General features: G+C 35.5%; 23 protein-coding genes. 17 read left to right on the top strand and 6 right to left on the bottom strand.

Translation table 11 applies throughout. From position 1 onward, the window contains the following. Positions 1-150 precede the first annotated feature (150 nt). From LNP23_RS03950 to LNP23_RS03925, 6 genes are all read left to right on the top strand, one after another. Positions 151-1101, top strand: coding sequence for a 2-hydroxyacid dehydrogenase (locus LNP23_RS03950; protein WP_230003884.1), 951 nt, complete (start codon positions 151-153; stop codon positions 1099-1101). Between the two features lie 190 nt (positions 1102-1291). Further along, positions 1292-1675 carry a DUF805 domain-containing protein gene (locus LNP23_RS03945; protein WP_230003882.1) on the top strand — a complete coding sequence of 128 codons (384 nt, stop codon included), beginning with the start codon at positions 1292-1294 and terminating at the stop codon, positions 1673-1675. A 22-nt stretch (positions 1676-1697) separates the two neighbouring features. After that, a complete protein-coding gene (locus tag LNP23_RS03940; protein ID WP_047777029.1) occupies positions 1698-1976 on the top strand; it encodes a TM2 domain-containing protein in 279 nt (92 codons plus the stop codon). Between the two features lie 144 nt (positions 1977-2120). After that, positions 2121-2546: a DUF805 domain-containing protein gene (locus tag LNP23_RS03935; RefSeq protein ID WP_230003880.1), complete on the top strand. Its 426-nt coding sequence runs from the start codon at positions 2121-2123 to the stop codon at positions 2544-2546. A gap of 23 nt (positions 2547-2569) precedes the next feature. Further along, positions 2570-2845: a TM2 domain-containing protein gene (locus LNP23_RS03930; protein WP_047777032.1), complete on the top strand. Its 276-nt coding sequence runs from the start codon at positions 2570-2572 to the stop codon at positions 2843-2845. Positions 2846-3076: 231 nt separating this feature from the next. Further along, positions 3077-3484 (top strand): DUF805 domain-containing protein, encoded by a 408-nt coding sequence (locus tag LNP23_RS03925; protein WP_230003878.1) that lies wholly within the window; start codon positions 3077-3079, stop codon positions 3482-3484. A 69-nt stretch (positions 3485-3553) separates the two neighbouring features. Here the strand turns inward: LNP23_RS03925 and LNP23_RS03920 are convergent, their stop codons facing one another. Continuing rightward, the gene (locus LNP23_RS03920; RefSeq protein WP_047777035.1) at positions 3554-5356 is read right to left on the bottom strand and encodes a GNAT family N-acyltransferase; all 1803 of its coding nucleotides are present in this window, start codon (positions 5354-5356) and stop codon (positions 3554-3556) included. Between the two features lie 119 nt (positions 5357-5475). Between LNP23_RS03920 and LNP23_RS03915 the strand changes: the two genes are divergently transcribed. The 5 genes from LNP23_RS03915 to LNP23_RS03895 all read left to right on the top strand — a co-directional run bounded on the left by LNP23_RS03915 (position 5476) and on the right by LNP23_RS03895 (position 9431). Further along, positions 5476-6237 carry an exodeoxyribonuclease III gene (locus LNP23_RS03915; protein WP_047777036.1) on the top strand — a complete coding sequence of 254 codons (762 nt, stop codon included), beginning with the start codon at positions 5476-5478 and terminating at the stop codon, positions 6235-6237. Positions 6238-6403: 166 nt separating this feature from the next. Next, positions 6404-7348 (top strand): OmpA family protein, encoded by a 945-nt coding sequence (locus tag LNP23_RS03910; protein WP_230003876.1) that lies wholly within the window; start codon positions 6404-6406, stop codon positions 7346-7348. A 193-nt stretch (positions 7349-7541) separates the two neighbouring features. Further along, positions 7542-7742, top strand: coding sequence for a hypothetical protein (locus LNP23_RS03905; protein ID WP_230003874.1), 201 nt, complete (start codon positions 7542-7544; stop codon positions 7740-7742). Positions 7743-7872: 130 nt separating this feature from the next. Beyond that, positions 7873-8133, top strand: coding sequence for a hypothetical protein (locus LNP23_RS03900; protein ID WP_230003872.1), 261 nt, complete (start codon positions 7873-7875; stop codon positions 8131-8133). 260 nt (positions 8134-8393) lie between these two features. Further along, entirely contained in the window at positions 8394-9431 is a 1038-nt protein-coding gene (locus LNP23_RS03895; protein WP_230003870.1) for an aldo/keto reductase, read from the top strand. A gap of 60 nt (positions 9432-9491) precedes the next feature. Here the strand turns inward: LNP23_RS03895 and LNP23_RS03890 are convergent, their stop codons facing one another. From LNP23_RS03890 to panC, 5 genes are all read right to left on the bottom strand, one after another. After that, positions 9492-11456, bottom strand: a complete 1965-nt coding sequence (locus LNP23_RS03890; protein ID WP_230003868.1) for a transglycosylase domain-containing protein — start codon at positions 11454-11456, stop codon at positions 9492-9494. 19 nt (positions 11457-11475) lie between these two features. After that, the gene (radA, locus tag LNP23_RS03885; RefSeq protein WP_230003866.1) at positions 11476-12837 is read right to left on the bottom strand and encodes a DNA repair protein RadA; all 1362 of its coding nucleotides are present in this window, start codon (positions 12835-12837) and stop codon (positions 11476-11478) included. A 3-nt stretch (positions 12838-12840) separates the two neighbouring features. Continuing rightward, a complete protein-coding gene (locus LNP23_RS03880; RefSeq protein ID WP_230003864.1) occupies positions 12841-13992 on the bottom strand; it encodes an alpha/beta hydrolase in 1152 nt (383 codons plus the stop codon). A 201-nt stretch (positions 13993-14193) separates the two neighbouring features. Next, positions 14194-14544, bottom strand: a complete 351-nt coding sequence (gene panD, locus LNP23_RS03875) for an aspartate 1-decarboxylase (RefSeq protein WP_047777048.1) — start codon at positions 14542-14544, stop codon at positions 14194-14196. A 14-nt stretch (positions 14545-14558) separates the two neighbouring features. Then, on the bottom strand, positions 14559-15437 hold the full coding sequence (panC, locus tag LNP23_RS03870; protein ID WP_230003863.1) for a pantoate--beta-alanine ligase: 879 nt from the start codon (positions 15435-15437) through the stop codon (positions 14559-14561). 78 nt (positions 15438-15515) lie between these two features. On the opposite strand from panC, the gene LNP23_RS03865 reads away from it, so the two are divergent. From LNP23_RS03865 to LNP23_RS03840, 6 genes are all read left to right on the top strand, one after another. Then, a complete protein-coding gene (locus LNP23_RS03865; protein WP_230003861.1) occupies positions 15516-16322 on the top strand; it encodes a glycogen/starch synthase in 807 nt (268 codons plus the stop codon). Positions 16323-16343: 21 nt separating this feature from the next. Further along, entirely contained in the window at positions 16344-17951 is a 1608-nt protein-coding gene (gene bamH / locus LNP23_RS03860) for a BamH family beta-barrel-assembly machinery protein (RefSeq protein ID WP_230003859.1), read from the top strand. A gap of 9 nt (positions 17952-17960) precedes the next feature. Beyond that, positions 17961-19811, top strand: coding sequence for a glutamine--fructose-6-phosphate transaminase (isomerizing) (gene glmS / locus LNP23_RS03855; RefSeq protein ID WP_230003857.1), 1851 nt, complete (start codon positions 17961-17963; stop codon positions 19809-19811). A 275-nt stretch (positions 19812-20086) separates the two neighbouring features. Beyond that, complete coding sequence (locus LNP23_RS03850) at positions 20087-20554, top strand: hypothetical protein (protein WP_230003855.1); 468 nt, start codon at positions 20087-20089, stop codon at positions 20552-20554. 369 nt (positions 20555-20923) lie between these two features. Next, positions 20924-23758, top strand: a complete 2835-nt coding sequence (locus LNP23_RS03845; RefSeq protein ID WP_230003853.1) for a TonB-dependent receptor domain-containing protein — start codon at positions 20924-20926, stop codon at positions 23756-23758. A gap of 85 nt (positions 23759-23843) precedes the next feature. Then, positions 23844-25373: an SGNH/GDSL hydrolase family protein gene (locus LNP23_RS03840; protein WP_230003851.1), complete on the top strand. Its 1530-nt coding sequence runs from the start codon at positions 23844-23846 to the stop codon at positions 25371-25373. The last annotated feature ends 12 nt before the right edge of the window (positions 25374-25385 follow it).

Here is a 25385-nt window from a genome sequence, read left to right as displayed (position 1 = left end):
CTGAGATTTCTCGATTATTCAAAGTTAAAAAAAATAAAGCCAATAAAAAAGTCAGAACGTTTTGTTTGGGCGGAAACTATGTTTTTTGGAATTCAAAAATGAAGAATATGCTGTATTTTTGTTTTTCAATTCGTATAATTAAATTTATTTATGAGCACAAAAATTCTACATATCGACAGTAATAACCCTATTCTCTGGAAACAATTAGAAGAAGCTAATTTTGAAAATGAGGCCGATTTTAAATCTACTAAAGAAGAAATAGAAGCTAAAATTCACAATTACAACGGAATCGTAATCCGAAGCCGTTTTAAAATTGATAAAACCTTTTTAGACAAAGCCGTTAATCTGCAATTTATTGCCAGAGTGGGAGCGGGTTTAGAAAGTATTGATTGTGAGTATGCTGAAGCAAAAGGAATTCATCTGATTGCAGCACCTGAGGGAAATCGCAACGCTGTTGCAGAACATTCGTTAGGAGTAATTTTGTCTTTGTTTAATAATTTGAATCAAGCCGATGCAGAAATAAAAAACGGACAATGGAACCGCGAAAGTAACCGTGGTCATGAACTTGACGGCAAAACAGTGGGTATTATTGGGTACGGAAATATGGGGAAAGCTTTTGCAAAGAAACTGCGCGGATTTGAGACAACGGTTCTTTGTTATGATATTTTGGATAATGTTGGTGATGAAAACGCTAAACAGGTTTCTTTGTCGGAGTTGCAAGAAAAAGCTGATGTGTTGAGTTTGCATCTTCCATGGACTCCCGAAACAGATAAAATGGTCAATGCTGATTTTATAAAAGCTTTTGCAAAACCGTTTTGGATTATCAATACCTCTCGTGGGAAAAATATTGTAACGGCCGATTTAGTGGAAGCGATGAAAACGCAAAGGATTTTAGGAGCCGGTTTAGATGTTTTGGAATACGAAAAGTTGTCTTTTGAGACGCTTTTTCAAGATAAAAATACACCCGAGGCTTTCCAATATTTACTGGAAGCTAAAAACGTTTTGCTGACACCTCATATTGCCGGATGGACATTTGAAAGTCATGAGCGTCTGGCTCAGGTAATTGTCGATAAAATAAAAGCGCTTTATTCTGTTTCTTAACCTTTATTTTGGGTTTTAATAACGAGTCTTTTCCTGTAAATATTGTGACGATTATTAGTTTTATTTGTTAATTTTTAATAATATTGTTTTCGATTTTTTGAAGAATCAATCTAAATAGGATTTCTTTAGAATCTGAAGGAGTAACCGAAAATCCTAAAGAGTAGGAATTAACTAACAAACAATATTAATTATGATTGAATGGTACAAAAAAGTGGTTTTTGAAAACTATGCAAATTTTGAAGGAAGAGCAAGAAGAAAAGAGTACTGGATGTTCTTTTTGGCAAACATTATTGTAAGCATTATATTTGGATTTATAGTAGGTTTTATTGCTGCATTAATCTCGCCTAGCATTACCCCTTTAGCAAACGTCTATAGCTTAGCCGTTTTTATTCCATCAATTGCTGTTGCAATCAGAAGAATGCATGATATTGGTAAAAGTGGTTGGTATATTCTAATTCCTATTTATAATATCATATTGTTGGCTACGGAGGGAGATAAAGGTACAAATGAGTATGGTGAAGATCCTAAAGGGTATAGTGATACAATTGATGAAATTGGAAAATCAGAGCTATAATAATCTATAAAAGAACTATAATATGGAAGAGACAAAAACAGAATCTTGGAATACTCCATTAGCTCCAAGACAAGAAAACAAAAAAGTTCTTGCCGGAGTTTTGGGAATAATCTTTGGGTATTTAGGAATTCATAAATTCGTTTTAGGATATACCAAAGAAGGGGTAATTCAACTCGTTTTAAGTATTGTAACCTGTGGTATTGCAGGGATTATTGGTTTCATAGAAGGAATCATTTATCTTACAAAATCAGATGAAGATTTTTATCAGACCTATCAGGTTGGTAAGAAAGGATGGTTCTAAAAACATACAAATCCCATTGTAATAAATGGGATTTGCGCTTTTGTTCAAGAAAGTGTTTTGATAAAAATATACAATTAAATAAGGTTTGAAAGGAGTTAGTAAAAATTCCGGAGAACAGAAATTAACTAATAAACGATATTAATTATGATTGAATGGTACAAAAAAGTGGTTTTTGATAACTATGCAAATTTTACAGGACGTGCACGAAGAAGTGAGTATTGGTATTTTGCACTTGCTAACGGAATAATCTTTACTTTATTAATTGTAATAGGAGTTATAATTGGTAGCGTTCTTGGAGATGCATTAACGGGAGTTATTATAGGATATGTTCTTTTTGGAATTTATAGCTTGCTGACACTTGTTCCTACTTTGGGAGTTGTGGTTAGAAGATTGCATGATGTTGGTAAAAGCGGTTGGTTTTATTTAATTGCTTTTATTCCATTTATCGGAGGAATCTGGATTCTTATTTTGTTCTGTACCGAAGGAAATCATGGACCAAACCAATACGGGTCAGACCCTAAAAATCCGACTGAGGAGATTAATGAAATTGGAAAAGTTGAATTGCAATAATTAAAAGAAAAAACAATATAAAGATGGAAACTACAAAACAAGAATCATGGAATGCTCCACAAGGAGTGAAACAAGAAAATAAAAAAGTGGTTGCAGGAGTTCTTGCAATTTTATTAGGTGGATTAGGAATCCATAAGTTTTATTTAGGTTATACAAAAGAAGGAGTTATTCAGTTGATATTAGGTCTTTTGTGTGGAATTGGTGCCGTAATAGGACTTATAGAAGGAATTCTATATTTAATAAAAACAGACGACGAGTTTTATGAGACTTACCAAGTTGGTCAAAAAGGCTGGTTCTAAATAAGACAAGAACCATTTATTACGATGGTTTTTATACGAATACAATTCATCTCGAAAGAGATGGGTTGTATTTTTTTTATGCAATTTTTGAAGGAATGTCTTTCGTGTTGTTATTGAGAAAGATAGCGGTATAATTTGGTTTTGGAACGAATTATTTCTGTTGAAAGTTAAATCCAAAGGAGGAACTGAAAATCCTTAAGAGTAAGAAAATTATTAAAAAAAAGAATAATCATGATTGAGTGGTACAAGAAGGTAGTTTTTGAAAACTATGCAAATTTTAGTGGAAGAGCGAGAAGAAGCGAATATTGGTACTACTGTTTAGCTAGTACGCTAATATCTATGATTTTAGGAGTGCTTGATTATTTTGCTAACTTAAGCCCTGGAGGTTTGGAATTGGGAGTTTTTAGAGGGTTATACGGTTTAGTAGTTTTTATCCCGGGTTTAGCAGTAATGGTGAGAAGATTACATGACGTTGGTAAAAGTGGGTGGTTTATATTTATTATTTTAATTCCCTTGATAGGTGTAATATGGTTCTTTATCTCACTTTGTACGGAAGGAGATGATGGACAAAATGAGTATGGTGCCGATCCGAAAGATGAGTTTGATGAAATGGACGAGATTGGAAAAGAGTTAGCCTAATCCGTTTTAAGTAAAAAACAAAAAACCCGTTTCAGTTCGAAACGGGTTTTGTTTATTTAGTGTAAAGCGCTAATCTTCTTTTTCAGATAATTTACGCTCTAATTCTATTTGAAACTCTTCAATAACGGGTTTCATAGTGCTTTCCGGAATATCGGCGATTCTGATGTACATTAAGCCGTCTACAGCATTGTTAAACAACGGATCGACGTTAAAAGCTACTACGCGGGCGTTTTGCTTGATGTATTTCTTAATTAAAACAGGTAAACGCAAATTCCCCGGCTCTAGTTCATCAATGATTTTATCAAATTTGTTTAAGTCAGATTCGGCTTCATCAAAAATAAAATCTTTATCAGCATCCTTCAATTTAACCTTATAGGCTTTTTTCGGATGTATGTATTGTGCGATATAAGGATCGTAATAGTTTGATTTCATAAACTCAATCATCAGCGATTTAGAGAAATCAGAAAATTGGTTACTGATACTTACCCCACCCAAAAGATATTTATGCTCAGGATAACGCAAAGTGGTATGAATAATTCCTTTCCACAACAAGAACAAAGGCATCGGTTTTTGTTGGTAATCTTTGATGATAAAAGCGCGACCCATTTCGATCGATTTATGCATCATATCATGTAATTCCGGTTCAAATCGGAAAAGATCATTCAGATAAAAACCTTCAATACCGTATTTTGGATAAATTTCAGAACCCAATCCCATGCGGTAAGCACCGGCGATTCTTTTGGTATCATCATCCCACAAAAACATATGGTGGTAGTATTTGTCGTACTGGTCTAAGTCAATAGACTCATTGGTTCCTTCTCCAACTTCACGGAAAGTAATTTCACGCAAACGACCAATTTCATGCAGCACATTCGGAATTGCTTTCGCTCTGGCAAAAAACACTTCGTAATTCTTGCTTTGCAATAAACGGCAATCGCTGGATCGCAATGCGTTTACTTCAGCAATCATGGCGCTTTCACTTGCGGGTGTCACGATTTTTTTAGGTGCTTTCGGTATTTTTAAACTTGCAGTATCGATTAATTTGCTATCCTTTTCGAAAGGATTAGCAAGCATATAGGTTTTCTTTCTTAAAAATTCGGAATATTCTTCAAACGATTCAATTTCGTTTTGTTCGTTTACAGAAATCGGTTTTCCAATACGTACTTTGATAACGCGATCTTTTTGCGTTAACAGTTCAGATGGTAATTTTGCTGTGCGCAAAGTATCATCGATTTTGGAAAGCCAATAAAATAATTTGCTGTTTTTAGCGTGAAAATAAATGGGAACAACCGGAACTTTTGCTTTTCTAATCAGCTTCAAAGCACCTTCTTCCCAAGGTTTATCTACGACTAATTTTCCATCTTTGTAAGTAGAAACTTCTCCTGCAGGGAAGATTCCCAAAGGCTTTCCGTCACTTAAATGACGTAAAGTTTCTTTAATTCCAACCACACTTGATTTGGCATCCTTATGATTTTCAAAAGGATTTACAGGCATGATGTATTTTTTAAGAGGAACGATTCTGTGTAACAGGAAATTGGCGATAATCTTAAAATTAGGCTCTCTTTCAAGCATTAATTTCAACAACAAAATACCATCAATTCCTCCAAGTGGGTGATTTGAAATGGTAATATAGGCGCCGTCTTTTGGTAAACGCTTTAGATCTTCTTCAGGAATTTCAAATTTAATTTGCAATTCATCAAGAACTCCATTTAAAAACGGAACATCCTCTAAATGTTTATTGTGGTCGTAGATCTTATTGAGGGTTGATATTTTTAGAACCTTCATAAGCATCCAACCCGAAAAAGTACCTAATACTCCGTACTTGTCAACATTTATTGCCTTTGCAACTTCTTTCGCGGTAACTAAACCCATGTACTATTTTTAATTTATTAGAGCAGCGAACAAAGATAACAAAAAACTCTACTTTTTGCTGTTTCAAACGCAAACTTTCCACTTTTTTATTACATTTGAAATCCTAAAATAAAACTGTAATGAAAATCATTTCTTATAATGTAAACGGAATCAGAGCCGCAATTTCAAAAGGATTTATCGATTGGTTGCAACAGGCCAATCCGGATGTTATTTGTCTTCAGGAAATAAAGGCAACACAAGAACAAATTCCGGTAGACGACATAACAGCAGCGGGTTACCCGTATCAGTACTATTATCCTGCGACAAAAAAAGGGTACAGTGGCGTGGCTATATTGTCTAAGATAAAGCCAAATAATGTCATTTACGGAACCGGAATTCATCATATGGATTTTGAAGGACGTAACCTTCGTGCTGATTTTGACGACTGTTCGGTGATGAGTTTGTATCTTCCGTCGGGAACAAATATTGAAAGATTAGACCATAAATTTATGTTTATGGATGATTTTCAAACGTATATAAACGAGTTAAAACTTACAATACCAAATTTGGTTATTTGTGGGGACTATAATATTTGTCACGAAGCGATAGATATTCATGATCCGGTTCGTAACAAAACCGTATCGGGATTTTTGCCGGCCGAACGTGCTTGGTTGGATACTTTTATGAAATCGGGTTTTGTGGACAGCTTCCGTCATTTCAATAAAGATCCGCATCATTATTCCTGGTGGAGTTATCGTGCAGGAGCCCGAGGCAATAATAAAGGCTGGCGTATCGATTATAATTTGGTAAGCGACTCCTTGCAACATAAATTAAAGCGTGCCGTTATCCTTCCGGATGCCGTGCACTCCGATCATTGCCCGGTTTTAGTAGAGATTGAGTAATCTTGGTATCGTTATTGTTATAAAAATTACGTTTTCAAGTGATGCCCCTGCATTATGCTGTGGTTTTTCTTTGTTCGAAGGGACAAGTAAAAAACACGGTTATCGTGGAGCTTCAGTAAACAAGATGTTTTAAATTAGTAAACGCCTCAAATAAAAATTAAATAAAATGATTAAAAAAGCCTCAATCGGATTGCTAGTATTAGCCTTATCTACAACTTCTTGTGTCTCTAAGAAAATTTACAACGATTTGGAATCTAAATATTCAGATCTAAAAAAAGAAAATCGTTCTGTTAGTGATGAAAATGCAGATTTAAAGAAAGCAAAAAATCAGTTAGAATTAGACCGTGATAAATTAACTAAAGATCTTGCAGGTACCAAAACCGATCTTGAAAAACAAAAAGCGGATCTGGCTGCAGAACAAAAAAAATACAAAGTGCTACAAGATTCGTACAATGCACTTGAAAAAAACAGCAATGATGCTTTGGAAAGCAACATGAATAAAAACCGCGAATTGTTAGCGCAATTAGAAGCAAAATCAAAAAAATTAGCCGAAGAACAAGCGCGTTTAGACAAAACTGCAAGCCGCCTAAATGAACTTGAAGCTATGATTGCTGCCAAAGAAGCCGCAATGAAAAAACTAAAAGATACCTTGTCTAAAGCTTTAAACGGTTTTGAAGGAAAAGGTCTGACAGTAGAACAGAAGAACGGAAAAGTATACGTTTCTATGGAAAATAAATTACTTTTCAATTCAGGAAGCTGGGCTGTTGGAGTAGAAGGTAGAAAAGCGGTTGTTGAATTAGGTAAAGTATTAGGTGATAATCCTGATCTTTCGGTTCTTATTGAAGGACATACTGATGATGATCCATATGTAGGTTCAGGACCAATTACAAACAACTGGGACCTATCGACAAAAAGAGCAACTGCAATTGTGGCAATTTTGACTGAAAATGAAAAAATCAATAAGCAAAAATTAACGGCTGCCGGACGTAGTGAGTTTTCTCCTCTTGCGAGTAATGCGACTCCGGAAGGAAAAGCGAAGAACCGTAGAATTGAGATCATCTTAACACCAAGACTAGATGAAATCGCAGAGATGCTGAATAGTATTAATTAAGTTGCTAAGGTTCTGAGTTGCTGAGACTCTAAGATTTATAGACAAAAGGCTCAAGGATTTTCCTTGGGCCTTTTGTTATTTCAGTGAAAACTTATAGCTCTGGTTTTTAGTAACTTTGATTTTTAAAAACCTAAAACTATGGGACTTCCGGAATTAAAAGATAAGACTTCAGCTGGATTTAGCAGATGAAAGAGTGTTGCGAATTGTATCTTCTGTTTTTGATAATTATTTAAACGAAGTTGTTTCGTATGATGCAAAAGGGAATCCTATATCATTATCTGAATATCATAATAAAGTCGAAGAAGGACTAGGTGATGTCAAATATAATCGAATAGTCTCAAAAGAAAATTTGTCAAAAGAAATGGAAGATTGGGATAATGTGTTAAGTTGCTAAGGTTCTGAGTTGCTGAGACTCTAAGATTTATATGCAAAAGGCTCAAGGATTTTCCTTGGACCTTTTGTTGTTTCAGTGAAAACTTAAAGCTCTGGTTTTTCGTAACTTTGATTTTTTAAAACCTAAAATTATGGGACTTCCGGAATTAAAAGATAAGATAAGACTTCAGTTGGATTTGGCAGATGAAAGAGTGCTGCAAATTGTATCTTCTGTTTTTGATAATTATTTAAATGAAGTAGTTTCGTGTGACGCAAAAGGATACCCTGTATCATTATCTGAATACCATAATAAAGTCGAAGAAGGACTAGATGATGTCAAATATAATCGAATAGTCTCAAAAGAAAATTTGTCAAAAGAAATGGAAGATTGGGATATTGTGTTAAGTTGCTAAGGTTCTGAGTCGCTGAGACTCTAAGATTTATATCAAAAAGGCTCAAGGTGAAATCTTGAGCCTTTTATCGTTTCAAGTAAAAAAACTCAGCACCTTAGTAACTCAGCACCTCAGTACCTTTAAAAAAAAGTGTAACTTTTTTTTAACTTTTGTCCTACTCCCCATTGCTAATTCCCTTTGTATATTTGAAGTCTTATAATTCAGAACAGGCAATCTCAGAGCCTCAGAAACTTAGTAACTTAGAACCTCAAGAAAAAAAAATGAAATACACAACGTTACCGCACACCGATATAAAAGTTAGTAAAATAAATCTTGGCACAATGACTTTTGGTCAGCAAAATACAGAAGCCGAGGGACATGCTCAAATGGACTACGCACTCGAAAGAGGAGTGAATTTTTTTGATACTGCCGAAATGTATTCGGTTCCGGCACGTCAGGAGACTTATGGAAGTACCGAAAAAGTCATTGGTTCCTGGTTTAAAAAATCAGGTAATCGTGATAAAGTAGTTTTGGCTAGCAAAATTGCAGGTCCAAATCCGGGTTTCACCTATATGAGAGATCAATTAGATTTCTCGCCTGCAAGTATTAAATATGCGGTAGAAAACAGTTTAAAACGCCTTCAGACCGACTATATCGATTTGTACCAAATGCATTGGCCGGAAAGAAAAACCAATTATTTTGGACAACGTGCTTTTAACGGTCATGATGATGTTTGGGAAGATAACTTCAGAGAAATTCTGGAGACTTTTGATGTATTAATCAAAGAGGGAAAAATAAAACATATTGGAGTTTCTAATGAAAATGCGTGGGGAATGATGCGTTTGCTGGAAGAAAGTAAATACAACAATCTGCCAAGAATCAAAACCGTTCAAAATCCGTATTCTTTATTGAATCGTCTTTTTGAGGTAGGTTCTGCTGAAGTTTCAAAATATGAAAATATCGGTTTGTTGGCTTACTCTCCTTTAGCGTTTGGCGTATTGACCGGTAAATTTTTAAGCGGAGAAGAACATCCAAATGCAAGAATCAAACTTTTCCCGCAATACACGCGCTATAACAGTGAGCAATGTACACAGGCTACCCGTTTGTATCAGGAAATTGCATACAAGCATGGTTTGACTCTGACTCAATTGGCAATGGGATTTGTGTTACAACAGCCATTTTTGACCAGTGCCATTATTGGAGCTACAACTTTGGAACAATTAAAAGAAAACATCGATACAATTGATGTGGTGCTTTCCAAAGAAATCATTACGGAAATAAACGAAGTTCAGGCAATAATTCCCGATCCGGCACCCTAATATAAAACTAAACCTGACAGGTTTCAAAAACCTGTCGGGTTTAATTTATTTTTATAATTTTTAAAGATCAAATTCATCATCTACTGATAAAGAATCAACAGGAACCGCTGTTGAATCCGGCGCTTTAATTCGCAATAACGAACGGGCATTTCCGGATATATAAACCGGTAATTGTCCAATAGTATCTTCAGGAATTAAAAGACCCCTGCGAAACATCAAATTCCGTAAGAATTTCTGATTCTTTATGGCGTAGTCTTTCAAATTACCCTGATCATTAAACTGGTACATGAATTTTCGTGGTTTAGGAATAATCGTCGCTAAATACAAACATTCATCAACATTTAAAGCCGACGGGCTTTTTTGGAAATAAAAATGACTCGCCTCTCCAATTCCGTATACGTTAGGTCCCCATTCGATAATGTTGAAATACACTTCGAGCATTCTTTCTTTGCTTGCGATGCGATTATTTTCTAAAATATAAACCAATAAAATTTCTTCAAGTTTACGCGAAAGGGTTTTTTCACGCGTCAAAAAGACATTTTTAATCAACTGCATGCTGATGGTGCTGGCGCCGCGAGAGAATTTTTTGGTTCGGATGTTTTTTAGAATCGATTGTTTAAAGGCTTCATTGATAAAACCACGATGCGAAAAGAACGAAGGATCTTCCGTCGTTAAAACACATTTTCTTAAATAAGGCGAAATCTGGTCTAAAGGCGTGTAATTTGGATTTGCATTTCCAACTAAAACCGGACGCTGCATTACATTTTGAATAATAGCGCGATATACAAATTCACCATTTAATTTATTTAAATCAGCTTCCCCGTATTTTGTGATTCTTAAGTCTTCTTTGTTTAGTTTGCTGTCAAAAACCAAGGTGTTCGGTTTGTTTTTGTTGAATTTGAAATCTAGTTTGTAATCAAAATTCCCTGTTGCTTCCATTCCCTGAAAATGAGTAAACAATCCATCGGGAAGCGAGACAATAAAATCCTGCGCTTTCATTTTCGGAATAGCAACTTTTAAGGTGTAGATGGTATCTGATTCTGTATTATAAGAAACATAAGGACGCACTTTTATTTTGTTCAACTGCATGGTCGAAGTACTGTCGATCGAGATAAAATCGTTACCCAATAAGAAACGATAGTCAAAACGCGCATTTTTAATCACTACGTTCTTGCTGGCGATTTTAGGGTGATTTATTTTTAGATTTGAAATCGAAGTGTAACCGTCAATGTGCAATTCACTTCCGCTTTTCTCAATGTTTTCTACATTCAGACGTATAGAATCAAAACTCGCTTTTAGATTATAACGTTCATCCAAATACGGAACTTTTATAGCGCCGGTGTCTAAATTGAAAAAACGAATGTCTGCTTTTTTGTTTCTGGGATCAGCAAATCCTTTTATGTTCCAACGCTGGTCAAAATCCTTGCTTTGTACATGAAGATTGGTTTCGAGTTGTTTGTTGTTTAAAACGAGTTTATTTATGGCAACAGACGTTTTTTTGCCATTGTCGTCAATTTTAAAAATCAGGTTTTCCAATTTCATATCCGTAGGAACCAAATTCAGCAATTTGGAGATAATACGATAAGCAAAAGTAGCATACTTGCGTTTTTCGTTTTTATCGGTGTCGGAAGGGTCTTTTTTAAGAAACGCATCAAAATTGCGGATTTTTCCTTTTTTGACCAATTGAATGTATCCGTTATCTATTTTTAAAGTGCCAACCTGAACGTCACCAATTAATAAATTAGACAAGCTAACGCTGGTTTCTATTTTTTGAATATGAAAAAGAGTGTCCGCATTTTTTGGAGCCAGAATCACATCCGTTAATTTAATACCGGATAAACCTTCAAAAGAAGCGGATTTTACAGAAAAAGTACTGTTGTATTCCACATTCATTTTGAGGGTTACTTTTGCAATGGCTTGTTTTAAAAGCGAATCACGGAAAAAGTAAAATCCTAAAAAAAGCACTGCTAATACCAGGGCTAGTATTAAGAGTGCTTTTTTTGTTTTTTGTTTTGGAAATTTCATAAAGTAGGTTTATAGAAAATTAACCAAAAAGAATACTGGCTACATCTTCAATTTTAGCCACGAGTTCAATTTTGATTCCTGTGTTTTTTAAGGCAATTTTATTGTATTTGGAAACAAAGATAGTATTGAAGCCTAATTTTTCAGCCTCCTGAATTCTTTGATCTACCCGATTTACCGGACGAATTTCTCCAGATAAGCCAACTTCACCTGCAAAGCAAAATCCTTTTGTTACCGGAATATCTTCGTTTGAAGATAAGATGGCTGCAACGACCGCTAAGTCAATCGCGGGATCATCTACAGAAATTCCTCCCGTTACATTGAGGAAAACGTCTTTAGCACCTAAACGAAATCCGGCTCTTTTTTCTAAAACGGCCAGAATCATGTTTAATCTTTTGGCGTTATAACCTGTTGTGCTTCGTTGTGGAGTTCCGTAAACTGCCGTACTTACAAGCGATTGTATTTCGATCATCAACGGGCGCATGCCTTCAAGAGTACTGGCAATCGCAGTTCCTGATAATTCTTCGTCTTTATGTGAAATCAATATTTCAGACGGATTGCTTACTTCGCGTAAACCACTTCCTAACATTTCGTAAATTCCCAGTTCGGCTGTTGATCCGAAACGGTTTTTTAACGAACGTAAAATTCGATACACATGATTTCGGTCGCCTTCAAATTGTAAAACGGTATCGACCATATGCTCCAGAATTTTTGGACCGGCAATGTTTCCGTCTTTCGTAATATGTCCAATTAGAATAACCGGAATGTTGGTTTCTTTGGCAAACTTGATCAGTTCGGCAGTGGTTTCTCTAATCTGAGAGATACTTCCGGCAGTTGATTCGATATAATCCGTATGTAAAGTCTGAATCGAGTCAATAATAACAATTTCAGGTGCCATCGCTTCGATCTGTTTGAAGATGTTCTGCGTTTTGGTCTCGGTCAATATATAACAGTTGTCACTATCCGGCGTGATTCTTTCGGCACGCATTTTTATTTGTTTCTGGCTTTCTTCGCCCGAAACATAGAGTGTTTTATAAGGTAATTTTAGGGAGATCTGAAGTAAAAGCGTACTCTTTCCAATCCCAGGCTCTCCTCCTAAAAGGGTTAAAGAACCAGGAACAAGACCGCCACCAAGAACACGGTTAAGTTCTCCGTCGGTCGTATTCATTCGAATCTCCTGAGCCGAATCAATTTCATTAATTTTTAACGGACGCGGCGCTTTGCCTGTTGGAGTGGGTTCGCTTTTCCAGGCTACTTTTTCCTGTTTTTGAATAATTTCCTCGGCTATAGTATTCCATTCTTTGCAGGCATTACATTGCCCTTGCCATTTGGCATATTGAGTTCCGCAGTTCTGGCAAAAAAAAGAAGTTTTAACTTTTGACATTAGTTATGGTTTTTTTGAAAGCGTATTCATTTCATCAATTTTCTCATACATCACATCCTTATTCAAATCTCCAATAGGCTCCATTTGGGAAGCATTTTGGTATTTTTTAGAGGCTCTTTTCGGGTCGCCCATTTTTTCGTACATCAATCCTAACTCATATTCACCCAACATTGCTTTAGGATAATTGACATTTCCGATTTCTGCCATTTTGCCTAATTCGTCGTAAGCATTCTTTTTTAATATAATGTTCTCAATTACTTTAAAGTCGGTCATTCTAACCGGAATCTGGACTCCTAAAACTTTAGACATTTCATTGTACTTGTTTTCCAGGTAATCCGCGTAACCAGTTTCGAGAATTGCAATTTTATTGTTGTATTCGTCTGAGTTTATCGGTCTGTAAGCTTCAAAAATTTGATATAATGCACTTGGTATAGAGTGCAGAACTTCGGTGTAATGAGTGGTATTTTTAAAAAGATCGTATTTGTAATTTATCAACGGATTATTGGCAATTTTAATGTTGCTGTCTAATTTCTCTATTGGTTCTTTGATCTTTTTGATATCACCGTCGGCTACCGAAAGATAGTAAAAGAATGGTGTTTTTAGTTTTGCTAGTTGTTCCGGAATTCGAACTTCCATTTTAGGAGCAAGTTCAGGACTTAAACAAATATAGGCATTAAAAAGAGGTTGTTCTTTGTACAGATAAAAATTGATAAAACTGGCTGTTGTATCATGTCCGGCAATAAGTCTGAAAGGAGAGGTGCGGTATTTTTTTTCAATATAAGGAACTAATTCAGCGCCAATAAATTCAAAAAAATCAGCTCCCTTTTCAAAAGGCAATCCGGTGTTTTGATCAATAGTAGTATCGTCGTAGCGTTCGCCATCTTTGTTTTGATGAACACCAATAATAATCATTTCGGGTAAATCGTCCCAATAAACACCATAATTTACAGCTCCTGAGAACGGATCAAATAAATAATCACCGTCTAATAAGTATAAAACCGGGTATTTTTTTTCGGGATTAGCTTCGTAAGAGGCAGGAAGTCCGATAGTGATTCTTCTTTCTTCTCCCAGTTTCTCCGATTTGATGTTGTCAAATTTTTTCTGAGAGAAAACGGAAATTGAAATTAAAGTAAGTAGTAGGTAAACTTTTTTCATGATTTGGGGCATTTCAGTGAATTAAAAAGTATTGAAATAGTGTAGCAATATAACATTTTATTTGCTTTTTTAGTATTTCGGAATTCTAAAAACGGTAATGCCTTAATTATCACTTACTATTTACTTTGGATAGGGGTAAAAGAATTCCTCTCTGATAAAAAAAATATCAAATGCTGAAGAAATACGGTGTAAAAGAAAAGCTTAGGTTAGCGAATTATCGTTTTCATTAGGGAAAATGATCCACGGTTTGAAGGTTTTAGCTTCTTCAAATTCCAGGGTTGCATAAGATATGATGATGATGATATCGTCTTTTTGAACTTTTCTGGCTGCAGGACCATTCAGGGTAATATCACCTGAATTTCGTTCTCCTTTAATAGCATAAGTTTCAAAGCGTTCGCCATTATTGATATTTACAATAGCTACTTTTTCGCCTTCAATAATGTTTGAAGCTTCCAGTAGTGTTTCGTCAATAGTAATACTGCCAATATAATTTAAATCGGCTCCCGTTACTTTCACACGGTGAATTTTGGATTTTATAACTTGAATTTGCATGGTGCAAAGGTAATTTAATTTAATGAAATGGTGTCAATCAGTCTTATAGAATTAACAAATACCGCTATAAACGCGCGGTAGTTTTTGTCTTTATTTCTGTGGTCGATAGGTAATAAGGTAGCTTCATCAGCAATAACAAAATATTCTAAGGTAAACCGCTCATTGTTTTGGAAAGATTCTTCAACAAAGGCAATAGTTTCTTCGGGAGTGCTGGTTTGAAAAAGTTCTTTAGCTGCTGTCAAAGTTTTGTAAATTAGGGCAGCTTCTTTTCTTTCTTCCGGTGTTAAACGCTCATTTCGGGAGCTCATTGCAAGTTGATTGTCTTCTCTGAAAATAGGACAGCCAACAACATTTACCGGCATATTGTTTTTTTCTGCCATTTTTTTGACGATTTGCAATTGCTGAAAATCTTTCTCTCCAAAATAAGCATTTGTCGGGGTTACAATTTCGAACAAGCGTTTTACAATTGTTCCGACTCCATCAAAATGTCCGGGTCTGAATTTTCCTTCCATTTGATTTTCTAATCCGTCGAAATCGAAATGCTGAGAAACCGTTTCACCTTCATAAATATCCTCTACAGACGGAGCATATAGAATTATTTTGTCGCTCAGAACACGCATTTTTTTGACGTCTTCTTCGAGAGTTCTAGGATATTTTGCCAAGTCTTCAGGATTGTTAAACTGAGTTGGATTTACAAAAATACTAACTACAGTATCGTCGTTTTCTTTAAGAGATCTCTGCATTAAAGCCAGATGCCCCTGGTGTAAAGCGCCCATTGTTGGTACAAATCCGATGGTCGAATTTGTGGTTTTGATAGTTTTTAAATAGGCTATCAAAGCTACTTTACCGTAGAAAATATGCATGTCGGTATTATTAAAATTTAGTGCAAACATAATATATTAGTTAATAACTGCATAAAATTTTGTAATTTTGCAACGTTTTTATTACCAAAAATTAAGTAAAATACTATTATGAAAGATAAGAGGATATTATATGTATCATCTGAAGTCGTGCCTTATTTGGCTGAAAATGAGGTTTCTTTAATGTCTTATGACGTGCCGAAAATGATTAATGATCAAGGCGGTCAGATAAGAATTTTCATGCCAAGATATGGAAACATCAACGAAAGAAGACATCAGTTACACGAAGTAATTAGACTTTCAGGAATGAATTTGGTAGTGAATGATTTGGATATGCCATTGATTATTAAAGTTGCCTCAATTCCTAAAGAAAGAATTCAGGTCTATTTTATAGATAATGATGAGTATTTTAAACGTAAAGCAACTTTTGCTGACGAAGAAGGGGTTTTGTATCCTGATAATGATGAGAGAGCGATCTTTTTTGCCAAAGGAGTTGTAGAAACCGTAAAAAAACTCAATTGGGTTCCTGATATTATTCATGTTCATGGTTGGTTAGCCGCTATGCTTCCAATTTATATGAAACATTATTACAAAAATGAAGCATTGTTTTCTGAAACTAAAATCGTGACTTCTGTTTACGGACAGTCATTTGATGAAAATTTAGATTTGGAAATGATTAACAAGGTGAAATTTGATGGTGTGCCACACGAATCAGTAGCTGATTTAGAAACACCAAATTATGAGAATATTTTAAAGGCCAGTATATTGCATTCTGATGCTGTCATTATTGCATCACCGAACGTATCTTCAAGTTTAACAAAATTTATAGAATCTTCAGGAAAACCTTTTTTACCTTTCGCCACGAAAGATGCATTCGCTGATGCGTATACAAATTTCTACAAAAGTATGGGTCTTTAAATTTTAACATTATTATAAAACATGTATAATACTTCTTTTTTTAAGAAAACGCTATTAATTGCATCAGTTGTTCTTTTATATTCTTGTGACAAAGATTTTAACGCCATTGGCGACGATTTGATTGGAGATAATCATTTCGGATTAGAATCTGAAAAATACGATGTTGTGGCTTACGATCAGGAAATTAGCCCGATTCAGTCAAATGCATTCACAAATAGTGCTTTAGGTATTTATAACGATGGTGTTTTTGGAGAGCGAACAGCGAGTTATGCTACTCAGGTTGCACTTGAGAGTTACGCTCCGACTATTAGTAAGGATCCTAATCCGGAAGTTGAAACGGTAACACTATCTATCCCTTATTTTAGCCATGCAACAAGTACTAATAATGGTGTAACGACTTATGTGTTAGATTCTATTTATGGTAAACCCGGAGAAAAGTTTAAATTAAGTGTTTATGAATCAGGTGTTCAAATGCGTTCTTCTTATTTTGATAACGGATCTCAGTTTGCACAGTTGTACTATACAGATCAAAATGCTGATTTTAACACGTTTAAAGATCAGGTGAATAGCGGTAAACTTTTGAATGATAGTGGCGATAAGTCACAAAATGCGGAGTTCTTTTTTGATTCATCTGAGCGTTCTGATGATGTAAGAGACCCGACGACGGGTGTGATAACTACAACTAAAGCTATTCCCCAAATGCGTCTGAATTTGAATAAGGAATTTTTTAAAACTAAAATTTTAAAAGCGACTGCTGCAAATCTTTCTTCGCAAGATGTGTTTCAACAGTATTTTAAAGGCTTGTATTTTAAAGTTGAAAAAGCAGGCGGTAGTCCTGGAAATATGGCTTTGTTGAATTTTGCGCAAGGGAAAATTACGATAAAATACAAAGTGAAAACGGATAGCACTACGGATCCGGAAGCTACAACAGAGGATAAATCTATGGTTATTAACCTAAGTGGTGCAACAGCAAGTTTGTTGAATGATGCTAAGGTACCGACTTATCAAAGCGCATTAGATTCAAAAAATGAAATTCTTGGCGATGAATCTCTTTATTTAAAAGGAGGTCAGGGATCACTCGCTATTATTGAGCTTAAGGATTTTGGTTCAAACTTAAAAGATATTAGAGAAAAAAAATGGATGGTTAATGAAGCTAATTTAGTTTTTCATATTGACTCAGAGAAGATGCTTGGAATACCGGATGCAACAGCTGGTACTCGTGAACCTAAAAGAATTTATTTGTATGATTTAACAAATAACACCCCTATTTTAGACTATTTAACAGATGCTACCGGTAGTGGAGCAGCGATGGGGAAAGTAGTGTATAGTGGTATAATTAATGTTGATCCTACCAGTAAAAAGGGAACTACTTATAAAATCAGGCTAACAAATCATATTCGAAATATTATAAGAAACACTACGGCAGTTAATGTTAAATTGGGCTTGGTGGTTACCGGAGATATAAGTACGGCCGGTTCAAATAAATTGAAATTGAAAAATAATTTTATTACTGATGCGCCAAAAGCATCCGTTATAAGTCCGTTAGGAACAGTATTGTTTGGAGGAACATCCACGGTTCCTGAGGCTAAAAGGTTGAGGCTTGAAGTTTACTACACGAAACCAAATTAATAAATATATATGTGTGGAATTGTTGGATATATAGGTCATAGAGAGGCGTATCCTATTATTATTAAGGGATTAAAACGACTCGAATACAGAGGATATGATAGTGCCGGGGTTATGTTGTATGACGGCCAGGATAGCATAAAACTTTGTAAAACAAAAGGTAAGGTTTCAGATCTTGAAGCTAAGACTAAAGAAGGATTTAGTACAAACGGAACTATAGGAATCGGACATACCCGTTGGGCAACTCATGGGGTGCCAAATGATGTGAATTCGCACCCACATCTTTCTAATTCCGGAGAATTGGTAATTATTCATAATGGAATTATTGAGAATTATGCACCTCTTAAAGAAGAATTAATAAAAAGAGGCTATACTTTTAAATCGGATACGGATACAGAAGTATTGGTAAATCTGATTGAAGAAGTGCAGAAAAATGAAGGTATCAAGCTTGGTAAAGCAGTTCAGATTGCTTTAAATCAGGTTGTGGGTGCTTACGCAATTGCGGTTTTTGATAAAAAGAATCCAAATGAAATTGTGGCGGCAAGACTAGGTAGCCCTTTGGCTATTGGTGTTGGAGAAGGTGAATTTTTTATTGCTTCTGATGCATCTCCTTTTATTGAGTATACGTCAAATGCAATTTATCTTGAGGATGGTGAAATGGCAAACATCAGATTGCATAAACCACTTAAAGTTAGAAAAATAAAGGATGATTCTTTGGTTGATCCTTACATTCAGCAGCTTCAGATGAATTTGGAGCAGATTGAAAAAGGAGGCTATGATCACTTTATGTTAAAAGAAATTTACGAGCAACCAAGTGTAATTAAGGATACATACAGAGGAAGACTTCATGCAAATGAAGGAATTGTTCAGATGGCTGGTGTTGAGGATAATATTGAGAAATTCTTAAATGCAAAGCGTATTTTAATCGTGGCTTGTGGAACTTCTTGGCATGCCGGTTTAGTGGCTGAGTATATCTTTGAAGAATTCACTCGTATTCCGGTTGAAGTAGAATATGCTTCTGAATTCAGATACCGTAATCCGATCATTAATAAAGATGATGTGGTAATCGCTATTTCTCAATCAGGAGAAACGGCTGATACTATGGCGGCTATTAAATTAGCAAAAGAAAACGGTGCTTTTGTATTCGGAGTTTGTAATGTGGTAGGTTCTTCTATTTCAAGAGAGAGCCATGCAGGTGCTTATACACACGCAGGTCCGGAAATTGGAGTAGCTTCAACTAAAGCATTTACAACTCAGATTACGGTTTTGACAATGATTGCTTTGCGATTAGGTAAAGCTAAAGGGACTTTGTCAAATAGTGATTTTCATGCCTACTTACAGGAATTAGAGATAATCCCAGAGAAAGTAGCCGAAGCATTAGAAACAAACGATCGTGCAAAAGAGATTGCAGCAGCTTTTAAAGATGCTCCAAACTGTTTGTATTTAGGTCGTGGATATAATTTCCCTGTGGCACTTGAAGGTGCTTTAAAACTTAAAGAGATCTCTTATATTCATGCAGAAGGATATCCGGCGGCAGAAATGAAGCACGGTCCAATTGCCTTGATTGATGAGCATATGCCGGTAATTGTAATTGCACCTAAACAAGGTCATTATGATAAGATCGTTAGTAACATCCAGGAAATTAAATCACGTAGTGGTAAAATTATCGCTGTTGTGACTAAGGGAGATACTCAGGTTCGCGAGTTAGCGGATTATGTGATCGAAATTCCGGAAACTTCGGATGCTTTATCTCCGCTAATTACTACTATACCATTGCAGTTACTTTCGTACTATATTGCAGTAATGAGAGGATGTAATGTAGATCAACCACGTAATTTGGCAAAATCAGTTACAGTAGAATAGATACTAAAAACATATAGATTTTAGAAAAGCGAGATTTAGGTCTCGCTTTTTTTGTGGCAAACTTTTGTCGCATTTTTTTGTTTTCTTTTTGATTAATAAAATGTCTGGGAGTATTTAGGTTTTTAATTATTATCTGGTCATCATGCTGTATAATAAGAGAGGTTGAAATAATTAAAATAAGAACTGGTGATGTCTTAGGTGAGTGCGGAAATGTTTAAAAAAGTGTAGGTTTTGTAAGGAATTAAGTCGGGAAGTTTATTAGTTTAGAAAAGTACATGTCAAAAGATAGTTATATAAATGCAAAGAATGCTATAAGTAAGGTAATTGATATTGCGATTTATTGTTTTAGAAATTATACACCTAATGAGTGGGACACTAAAACATTAGATGTTTTTGTAGAAGCTTATTTAGAATGTAGAGAAAGAGCTTTAAACCCGGAACCACGATATGAGACTTTGAAGAGTTTGAAATATGTGATTAATGATGTGTTTATATACTTTCAAGAAGGTGGTGGTAATTGTGTTGAGGAATTTTGGAAAGAAATAAAAAAGCAAAACTTGCCTTATAAACGAGAGAATAAGATGTTGAAAATCCTAAAGCGAAAAAAGATTAATAACATTCGTGAATATGATTTTGTAATAGATGTGATAGTACCCTACCAGCAAGAAGGATTGATTAATAGTGAGGAAGTTGTACTGTTAAATGAGTTAATAGGTAAATTTGAAAGGTTAGGAAAAAAATAGAAAGCTCAAATATATATAATAATGTGAGTCAACCACGTAGCTAATAAAATCAGTTACAATAGAATAAAAGATTAAAATATATTAAATGTTAAAAAAGCGAGATTTAGGTCTCGCTTTTTTTTATTATCAGATTTTTTTTCTGAACGGTGTATTTTTAGTAAATCCGTAATTTTTCCTTCAAAAATAATATGTGTGCATAGTAATTGTTTTGCATAGGGTTTATTATTTGATTTTAATTTAATAAAAGGCATTGCTAAATCGTCATAATTATCAATTAAAACATGTCGAATATCAGTTTATTTTAACATTTTTTTATACATATGGAAATTATTTGTATTTTGGTAGTATAAACTAACAAAAACTAACTAAATGAGAGTCTATTTATTAATTATGTTGTTTTTCAGCGGAATATCTTTTGCGCAGAATTCAATTACCGGTTCTGTTACCGATGCGAACAGGCAAGCAATCCCAGGTGCTAATATTGTCGTGGTTGGAAGTTCTACCGGAGCTTCTACCGATTTTGATGGTACATTTAAATTGAATGTCTCTACTAAACCGCCTTTTACGATTAAAGTGACGGCTGTAGGTTTTGAGGCTAAAACAATTAATGTAACCTCCTTGAATCAAAAAATAGAGGTAATGTTAAAAGAAGAAGAAACTAAATTGAATGAGATCGTAGTTTCTGCTTCCAGAACTCCTGAGAGAGTGCTTGAATCTCCGGTAACTATTGAAAGAATGGGAATTCAGGATATTAAGAAAACAGCTTCTCCTTCTTTCTATGATGGTTTGGAAAACCTGAAAGAAGTACAGATGAATACCAGTAGTATGTCTTTTAAATCAATCAATACAAGAGGTTTTGCGACTGTAGCCAATACCCGTTTTATGCAATTGGTAGATGGTATGGATAATTCATCTCCTCTTTTGAATTTCGTTTTAGGGAATTTAATAGGTGTTTCCGAAATAGATGTTCAAAGTGTTGAGTTGTTGCCGGGTGCATCATCTGCTTTGTATGGAGCAAATGCTTTTAACGGAATTTTATTTATGAATAGTAAGAGTCCATTCAATTATCAAGGGGTATCTGCTTATTTTAAATACGGAATGACCTCACAAGATGCTGCAGGAGTAAATAATTACTACGATTTTGGGGTGCGATTTTCGCATGCGTTTAATAAATATTTTGCTGCCAAAGCCAACTTTACTTATATGGAAGCTACAGATTGGTATGCTACAAATTATAATGATAAAACAATTGCAGGAATTGACAGAAGCAATATTAACTATGATGGAATAAATGTATACGGAGACGAAGTTTCTACAAATATAAAAGGCGTAGGACAGTCTTTAGCTGCTTTAGGTCTATTGCCGGCAGCTGCTGTGAATTTGTTGCCAAATACAAATGTTAGTAGAACAGGTTATAACGAAATTGATCTTACCAACAACAAGGCCGGAAATACTAAAATTGATTTTTCATTACACGGAAGACCTTTTGGAGATGACAGATTAGAAATTATCTGGCAAAGTAAATTTGGTACCGGAAATGCGGTTTATCAAGGAGCGAATAGATATTACTTAAATGACTTTTTTATGCAACAACATAAAATCGAATTTAAAGGAAGAAACTTTTTCTTGAGAGGATACACAACTTCAGAAGATGGTGGGCATTCTTATGATATGGTATTTACAGGGATTAATGTAAACAGAAAATGGAAAGATGATAAAACTTGGTTTGGTCAGTATGCGGGAGCTTATGCGCAAGCAACTTTAGGGGGAATGACGCCTGAAAATGCTCATGCAGCTGCAAGAGCTACTGCGGATACAGGGCGTTTTTTACCGGGAACATCAGCGTTTAAGAATGCTTTTAATCAGGTAATTGCTGATGAGAGTGTGCTTACAGGTTCAAAACTGGTTGATAATTCAAGAATATACCATTCTGATTTAAATTATAATTTTAAGGATTTGATAAAAGTTGTTGAAATTCAAGTCGGAGGATCTTATAGATTGTATGAGTTAAATTCTCACGGTAGGATTTATACAGATGCAGATGGGCCTATTAATTATAGTGAATATGGTGCCTATACACAGGTGATGAAAAAGTTTTTAGATGAAAGATTGAAATTTACGGGTTCTATTCGTTATGATAAATCAAAAAATTTCGATGGTAATCTTTCTCCTAGGGTGTCTTTGGTTTATTCAGGAGGAGAGAAAAAGAATCATAATTTCAGAGGATCATTCCAAACCGGTTTCAGAAATCCATCCACTCAAGATCAGTATATTGGATTTAATGTTGGAAATGCGGTGTTGTTAGGTTCTGCACCGGATAATTTATTGCGTTTTACTGAGACTTTAAGTGTTTCAACAACGCAAGGTCAGATTTATGCTGGTGGACCAACAGCGATAATGAATGGGGAAAATGCTTATGGTAATTCATATACAGCAAGTTCTGTAAATGCTTTTAGTGCATTAGCCGGAAGTAATCCTGGTGGTGCATTAGGGCTTTTGAGAAAAACAAATGTTGATTATGTTAAACCGGAAGAGGTTAAGGCATTTGAACTTGGGTATCGTTCCTTTATTAATGATGTTTCTATTGATCTTAATGCTTATTACAATATCTATAATCACTTTATTGGGAATCTAAATGTGGTGGCGCCATATTACGGTACTGCGCAAGATTCGCCTACTGCTTCCGGGGGAGTGCCAAATCCTGAGTTTCTTAAGTCAATTCATGCACTTCAGAACGGGAATTACAGAGCGTATCAGTTGTATACCAATACAGATGTTGAGATTAAATCGTTTGGGTTTGGTGTTGGTCTTTCTAAAAAAATAATTGCTGATTACGAATTAGGTGTGAATTACAACTATGCTCAATTTGACTTTGATCAGGCAAAAGATCCAAGTTTTGAAGCTGGGTTCAATACACCGAAACACAGAGTGAAAGTATCTGTTGGGAATGAGAAATTATTCGAAAACTTCGGATTTAATGTTAGCGGAAGATGGAACAGTGAATACAAATGGGAATCAACATTTGCTGATGGTATAATCAAATCGGCTACTGTAATTGATGCACAGATTAACTATGCACTTCCAAAACTAAAATCAGTTGTAAAATTAGGAGCTGCAAATATTGGAGGAAAAGAATATGCTCAGGTACTTGGTGCCGGATTAATCGGCCAACAGTATTTTGCTTCTTGGACAATCAATCCATAATTTGAATTAACGGACGTAACAAACATTTTATTCGCTTTTTGGAATCTCGAATTCGGAAAAGGATAATTATAAAACATACTAAATCATGATAAAAAATTTCAAATGGCTTTTATTGGTTTCGATTACCTTTATGGCCTGTAATAGCGATGATGATACTGCGGCTGTAGTAAACTCATCTGATGGACAGCCCTTGACCTCGGGGACAGCTAATTTTTCGAAATACGTAGCTTTAGGAGATTCTTTTGCGGCTGGTTTTTCAGATAATGCTTTGTTTAAAGCAGGTCAGACAAATGCCTATCCAAATATACTGGCACAGCAATTTGCATTAGTAGGAGGAGGTGTTTTCTCAACTCCTTTTATGGCGGACAATCTTGGAGGGTTTTCTTCGGGAGGTGCTCAGGTGCCGTCACTTGGTGTTAGATTGTATTTGGATGTAGCAACAAGTACGCCTGTTCCGGTAAGTGGTATTTCGGGTACAGATATTAGTACACATTTGACCGGAGCTTTTAGTAATATGGGTATTCCGGGTGCAAAAGCAACGCATTTAGCGTTTGCCGGATATGCTACTGCCAATCCTTATTTCGGTAGAATAGCGTCTTCGCCTACCGCAACTGTTTTGGCAGATGCTTTGGCTCAAAATCCTACTTTTTTCTCTTTGTGGATTGGTGGTAATGATGTTTTGGGATATGCTACAACTGGTGGAGACGGATCAAACCCGATTACTGCTCCTGCTACTTTTGATGCAGTTTACAAAAATCTGGCAACAGAATTATCTAAAAACGGGAAGAAAGGAGTTGTGGCAAACTTGCCATATATCAATACACTGCCGCATTTTACAACAGTTCCTTATAATCCATTAACAATTTCGGTTTTGGGTAATGGGAATGCTGCTGTTGGAACGGCTACTATTAATGCGCTTAATGCACAATTGTACGGACCTTTGAATAAAGTATTAAAGGGATTGGGAGCTGAGGGCAGGATTGCATTGTTGTCTGTAACAGATCCGAATCCGTTGTTGATAAAAGATGAATCTCTGGTTAATTTGGGAGCACAGCTTACGGCTGCTTTTACGCCTATTGTAGGTGCGCAAACCGCAGCTTTTTATGGTGCTGTTTTTGGTCAGGCACGTCAGGCTACAGTAACAGATTTAGTGCTTTTAACCACAAGATCGGCTATCGGGACAGCTCCGACTGCTACTAATTCAGGAATTGGAATGGCGCCACCGGCTCCATTAGACAAGTTTGGAATTACTTATCCGTTACAGGACAAGTTTGTCCTTATTCCAACCGAAATAGATGAAATCAAAGTGGCGACAGATGCTTATAATATAACTATTGAAGCTGCCGCAAAAGCTAACGACTTAGCATTTGTTGATGCAAAGAAAGTGATGACACAGTTGTCATCTGGTGGTGGAATTGTTGCAGATGGCTACACCATGACATCGACGTTTGTAACCGGAGGAACCTTTTCTTTAGATGGTGTGCATCCGTCACCAAGAGGGTATGCATTGATTGCAAATAAATTTATAGAGGAGATCAATCTTAAGTACGGATCAAACTTAAAAGGAGTTAATTTAGGAAAGTATCAGATACTATATCCTAAAGTAATACAATAAAGCCAATTTTTT

Source organism: Flavobacterium cupriresistens (genome assembly GCF_020911925.1).
Taxonomy (GTDB): Bacteria; Bacteroidota; Bacteroidia; order Flavobacteriales; family Flavobacteriaceae; genus Flavobacterium; species Flavobacterium cupriresistens.
This window is presented reverse-complemented; position numbering and strand designations above follow the sequence as displayed.

Coding starts and splice junctions, on each gene's coding strand:
- LNP23_RS03935 (WP_230003880.1), top strand. CDS start 2,121: ATGATTGAATGGTACAAAAAAGTGGTTTTTGATAACTATGCAAATTTT.
- LNP23_RS03925 (WP_230003878.1), top strand. CDS start 3,077: ATGATTGAGTGGTACAAGAAGGTAGTTTTTGAAAACTATGCAAATTTT.
- LNP23_RS03895 (WP_230003870.1), top strand. CDS start 8,394: ATGAAATACACAACGTTACCGCACACCGATATAAAAGTTAGTAAAATA.
- LNP23_RS03850 (WP_230003855.1), top strand. CDS start 20,087: ATGTCAAAAGATAGTTATATAAATGCAAAGAATGCTATAAGTAAGGTA.
- LNP23_RS03890 (WP_230003868.1), bottom strand. CDS start 11,456: ATGAAATTTCCAAAACAAAAAACAAAAAAAGCACTCTTAATACTAGCC.
- LNP23_RS03950 (WP_230003884.1), top strand. CDS start 151: ATGAGCACAAAAATTCTACATATCGACAGTAATAACCCTATTCTCTGG.
- LNP23_RS03915 (WP_047777036.1), top strand. CDS start 5,476: ATGAAAATCATTTCTTATAATGTAAACGGAATCAGAGCCGCAATTTCA.
- glmS (WP_230003857.1), top strand. CDS start 17,961: ATGTGTGGAATTGTTGGATATATAGGTCATAGAGAGGCGTATCCTATT.
- radA (WP_230003866.1), bottom strand. CDS start 12,837: ATGTCAAAAGTTAAAACTTCTTTTTTTTGCCAGAACTGCGGAACTCAA.
- panD (WP_047777048.1), bottom strand. CDS start 14,544: ATGCAAATTCAAGTTATAAAATCCAAAATTCACCGTGTGAAAGTAACG.
- LNP23_RS03900 (WP_230003872.1), top strand. CDS start 7,873: ATGGGACTTCCGGAATTAAAAGATAAGATAAGACTTCAGTTGGATTTG.
- LNP23_RS03945 (WP_230003882.1), top strand. CDS start 1,292: ATGATTGAATGGTACAAAAAAGTGGTTTTTGAAAACTATGCAAATTTT.
- LNP23_RS03880 (WP_230003864.1), bottom strand. CDS start 13,992: ATGAAAAAAGTTTACCTACTACTTACTTTAATTTCAATTTCCGTTTTC.
- bamH (WP_230003859.1), top strand. CDS start 16,344: ATGTATAATACTTCTTTTTTTAAGAAAACGCTATTAATTGCATCAGTT.
- LNP23_RS03845 (WP_230003853.1), top strand. CDS start 20,924: ATGAGAGTCTATTTATTAATTATGTTGTTTTTCAGCGGAATATCTTTT.
- LNP23_RS03920 (WP_047777035.1), bottom strand. CDS start 5,356: ATGGGTTTAGTTACCGCGAAAGAAGTTGCAAAGGCAATAAATGTTGAC.
- LNP23_RS03930 (WP_047777032.1), top strand. CDS start 2,570: ATGGAAACTACAAAACAAGAATCATGGAATGCTCCACAAGGAGTGAAA.
- LNP23_RS03865 (WP_230003861.1), top strand. CDS start 15,516: ATGAAAGATAAGAGGATATTATATGTATCATCTGAAGTCGTGCCTTAT.
- LNP23_RS03940 (WP_047777029.1), top strand. CDS start 1,698: ATGGAAGAGACAAAAACAGAATCTTGGAATACTCCATTAGCTCCAAGA.
- LNP23_RS03840 (WP_230003851.1), top strand. CDS start 23,844: ATGATAAAAAATTTCAAATGGCTTTTATTGGTTTCGATTACCTTTATG.
- panC (WP_230003863.1), bottom strand. CDS start 15,437: ATGTTTGCACTAAATTTTAATAATACCGACATGCATATTTTCTACGGT.
- LNP23_RS03910 (WP_230003876.1), top strand. CDS start 6,404: ATGATTAAAAAAGCCTCAATCGGATTGCTAGTATTAGCCTTATCTACA.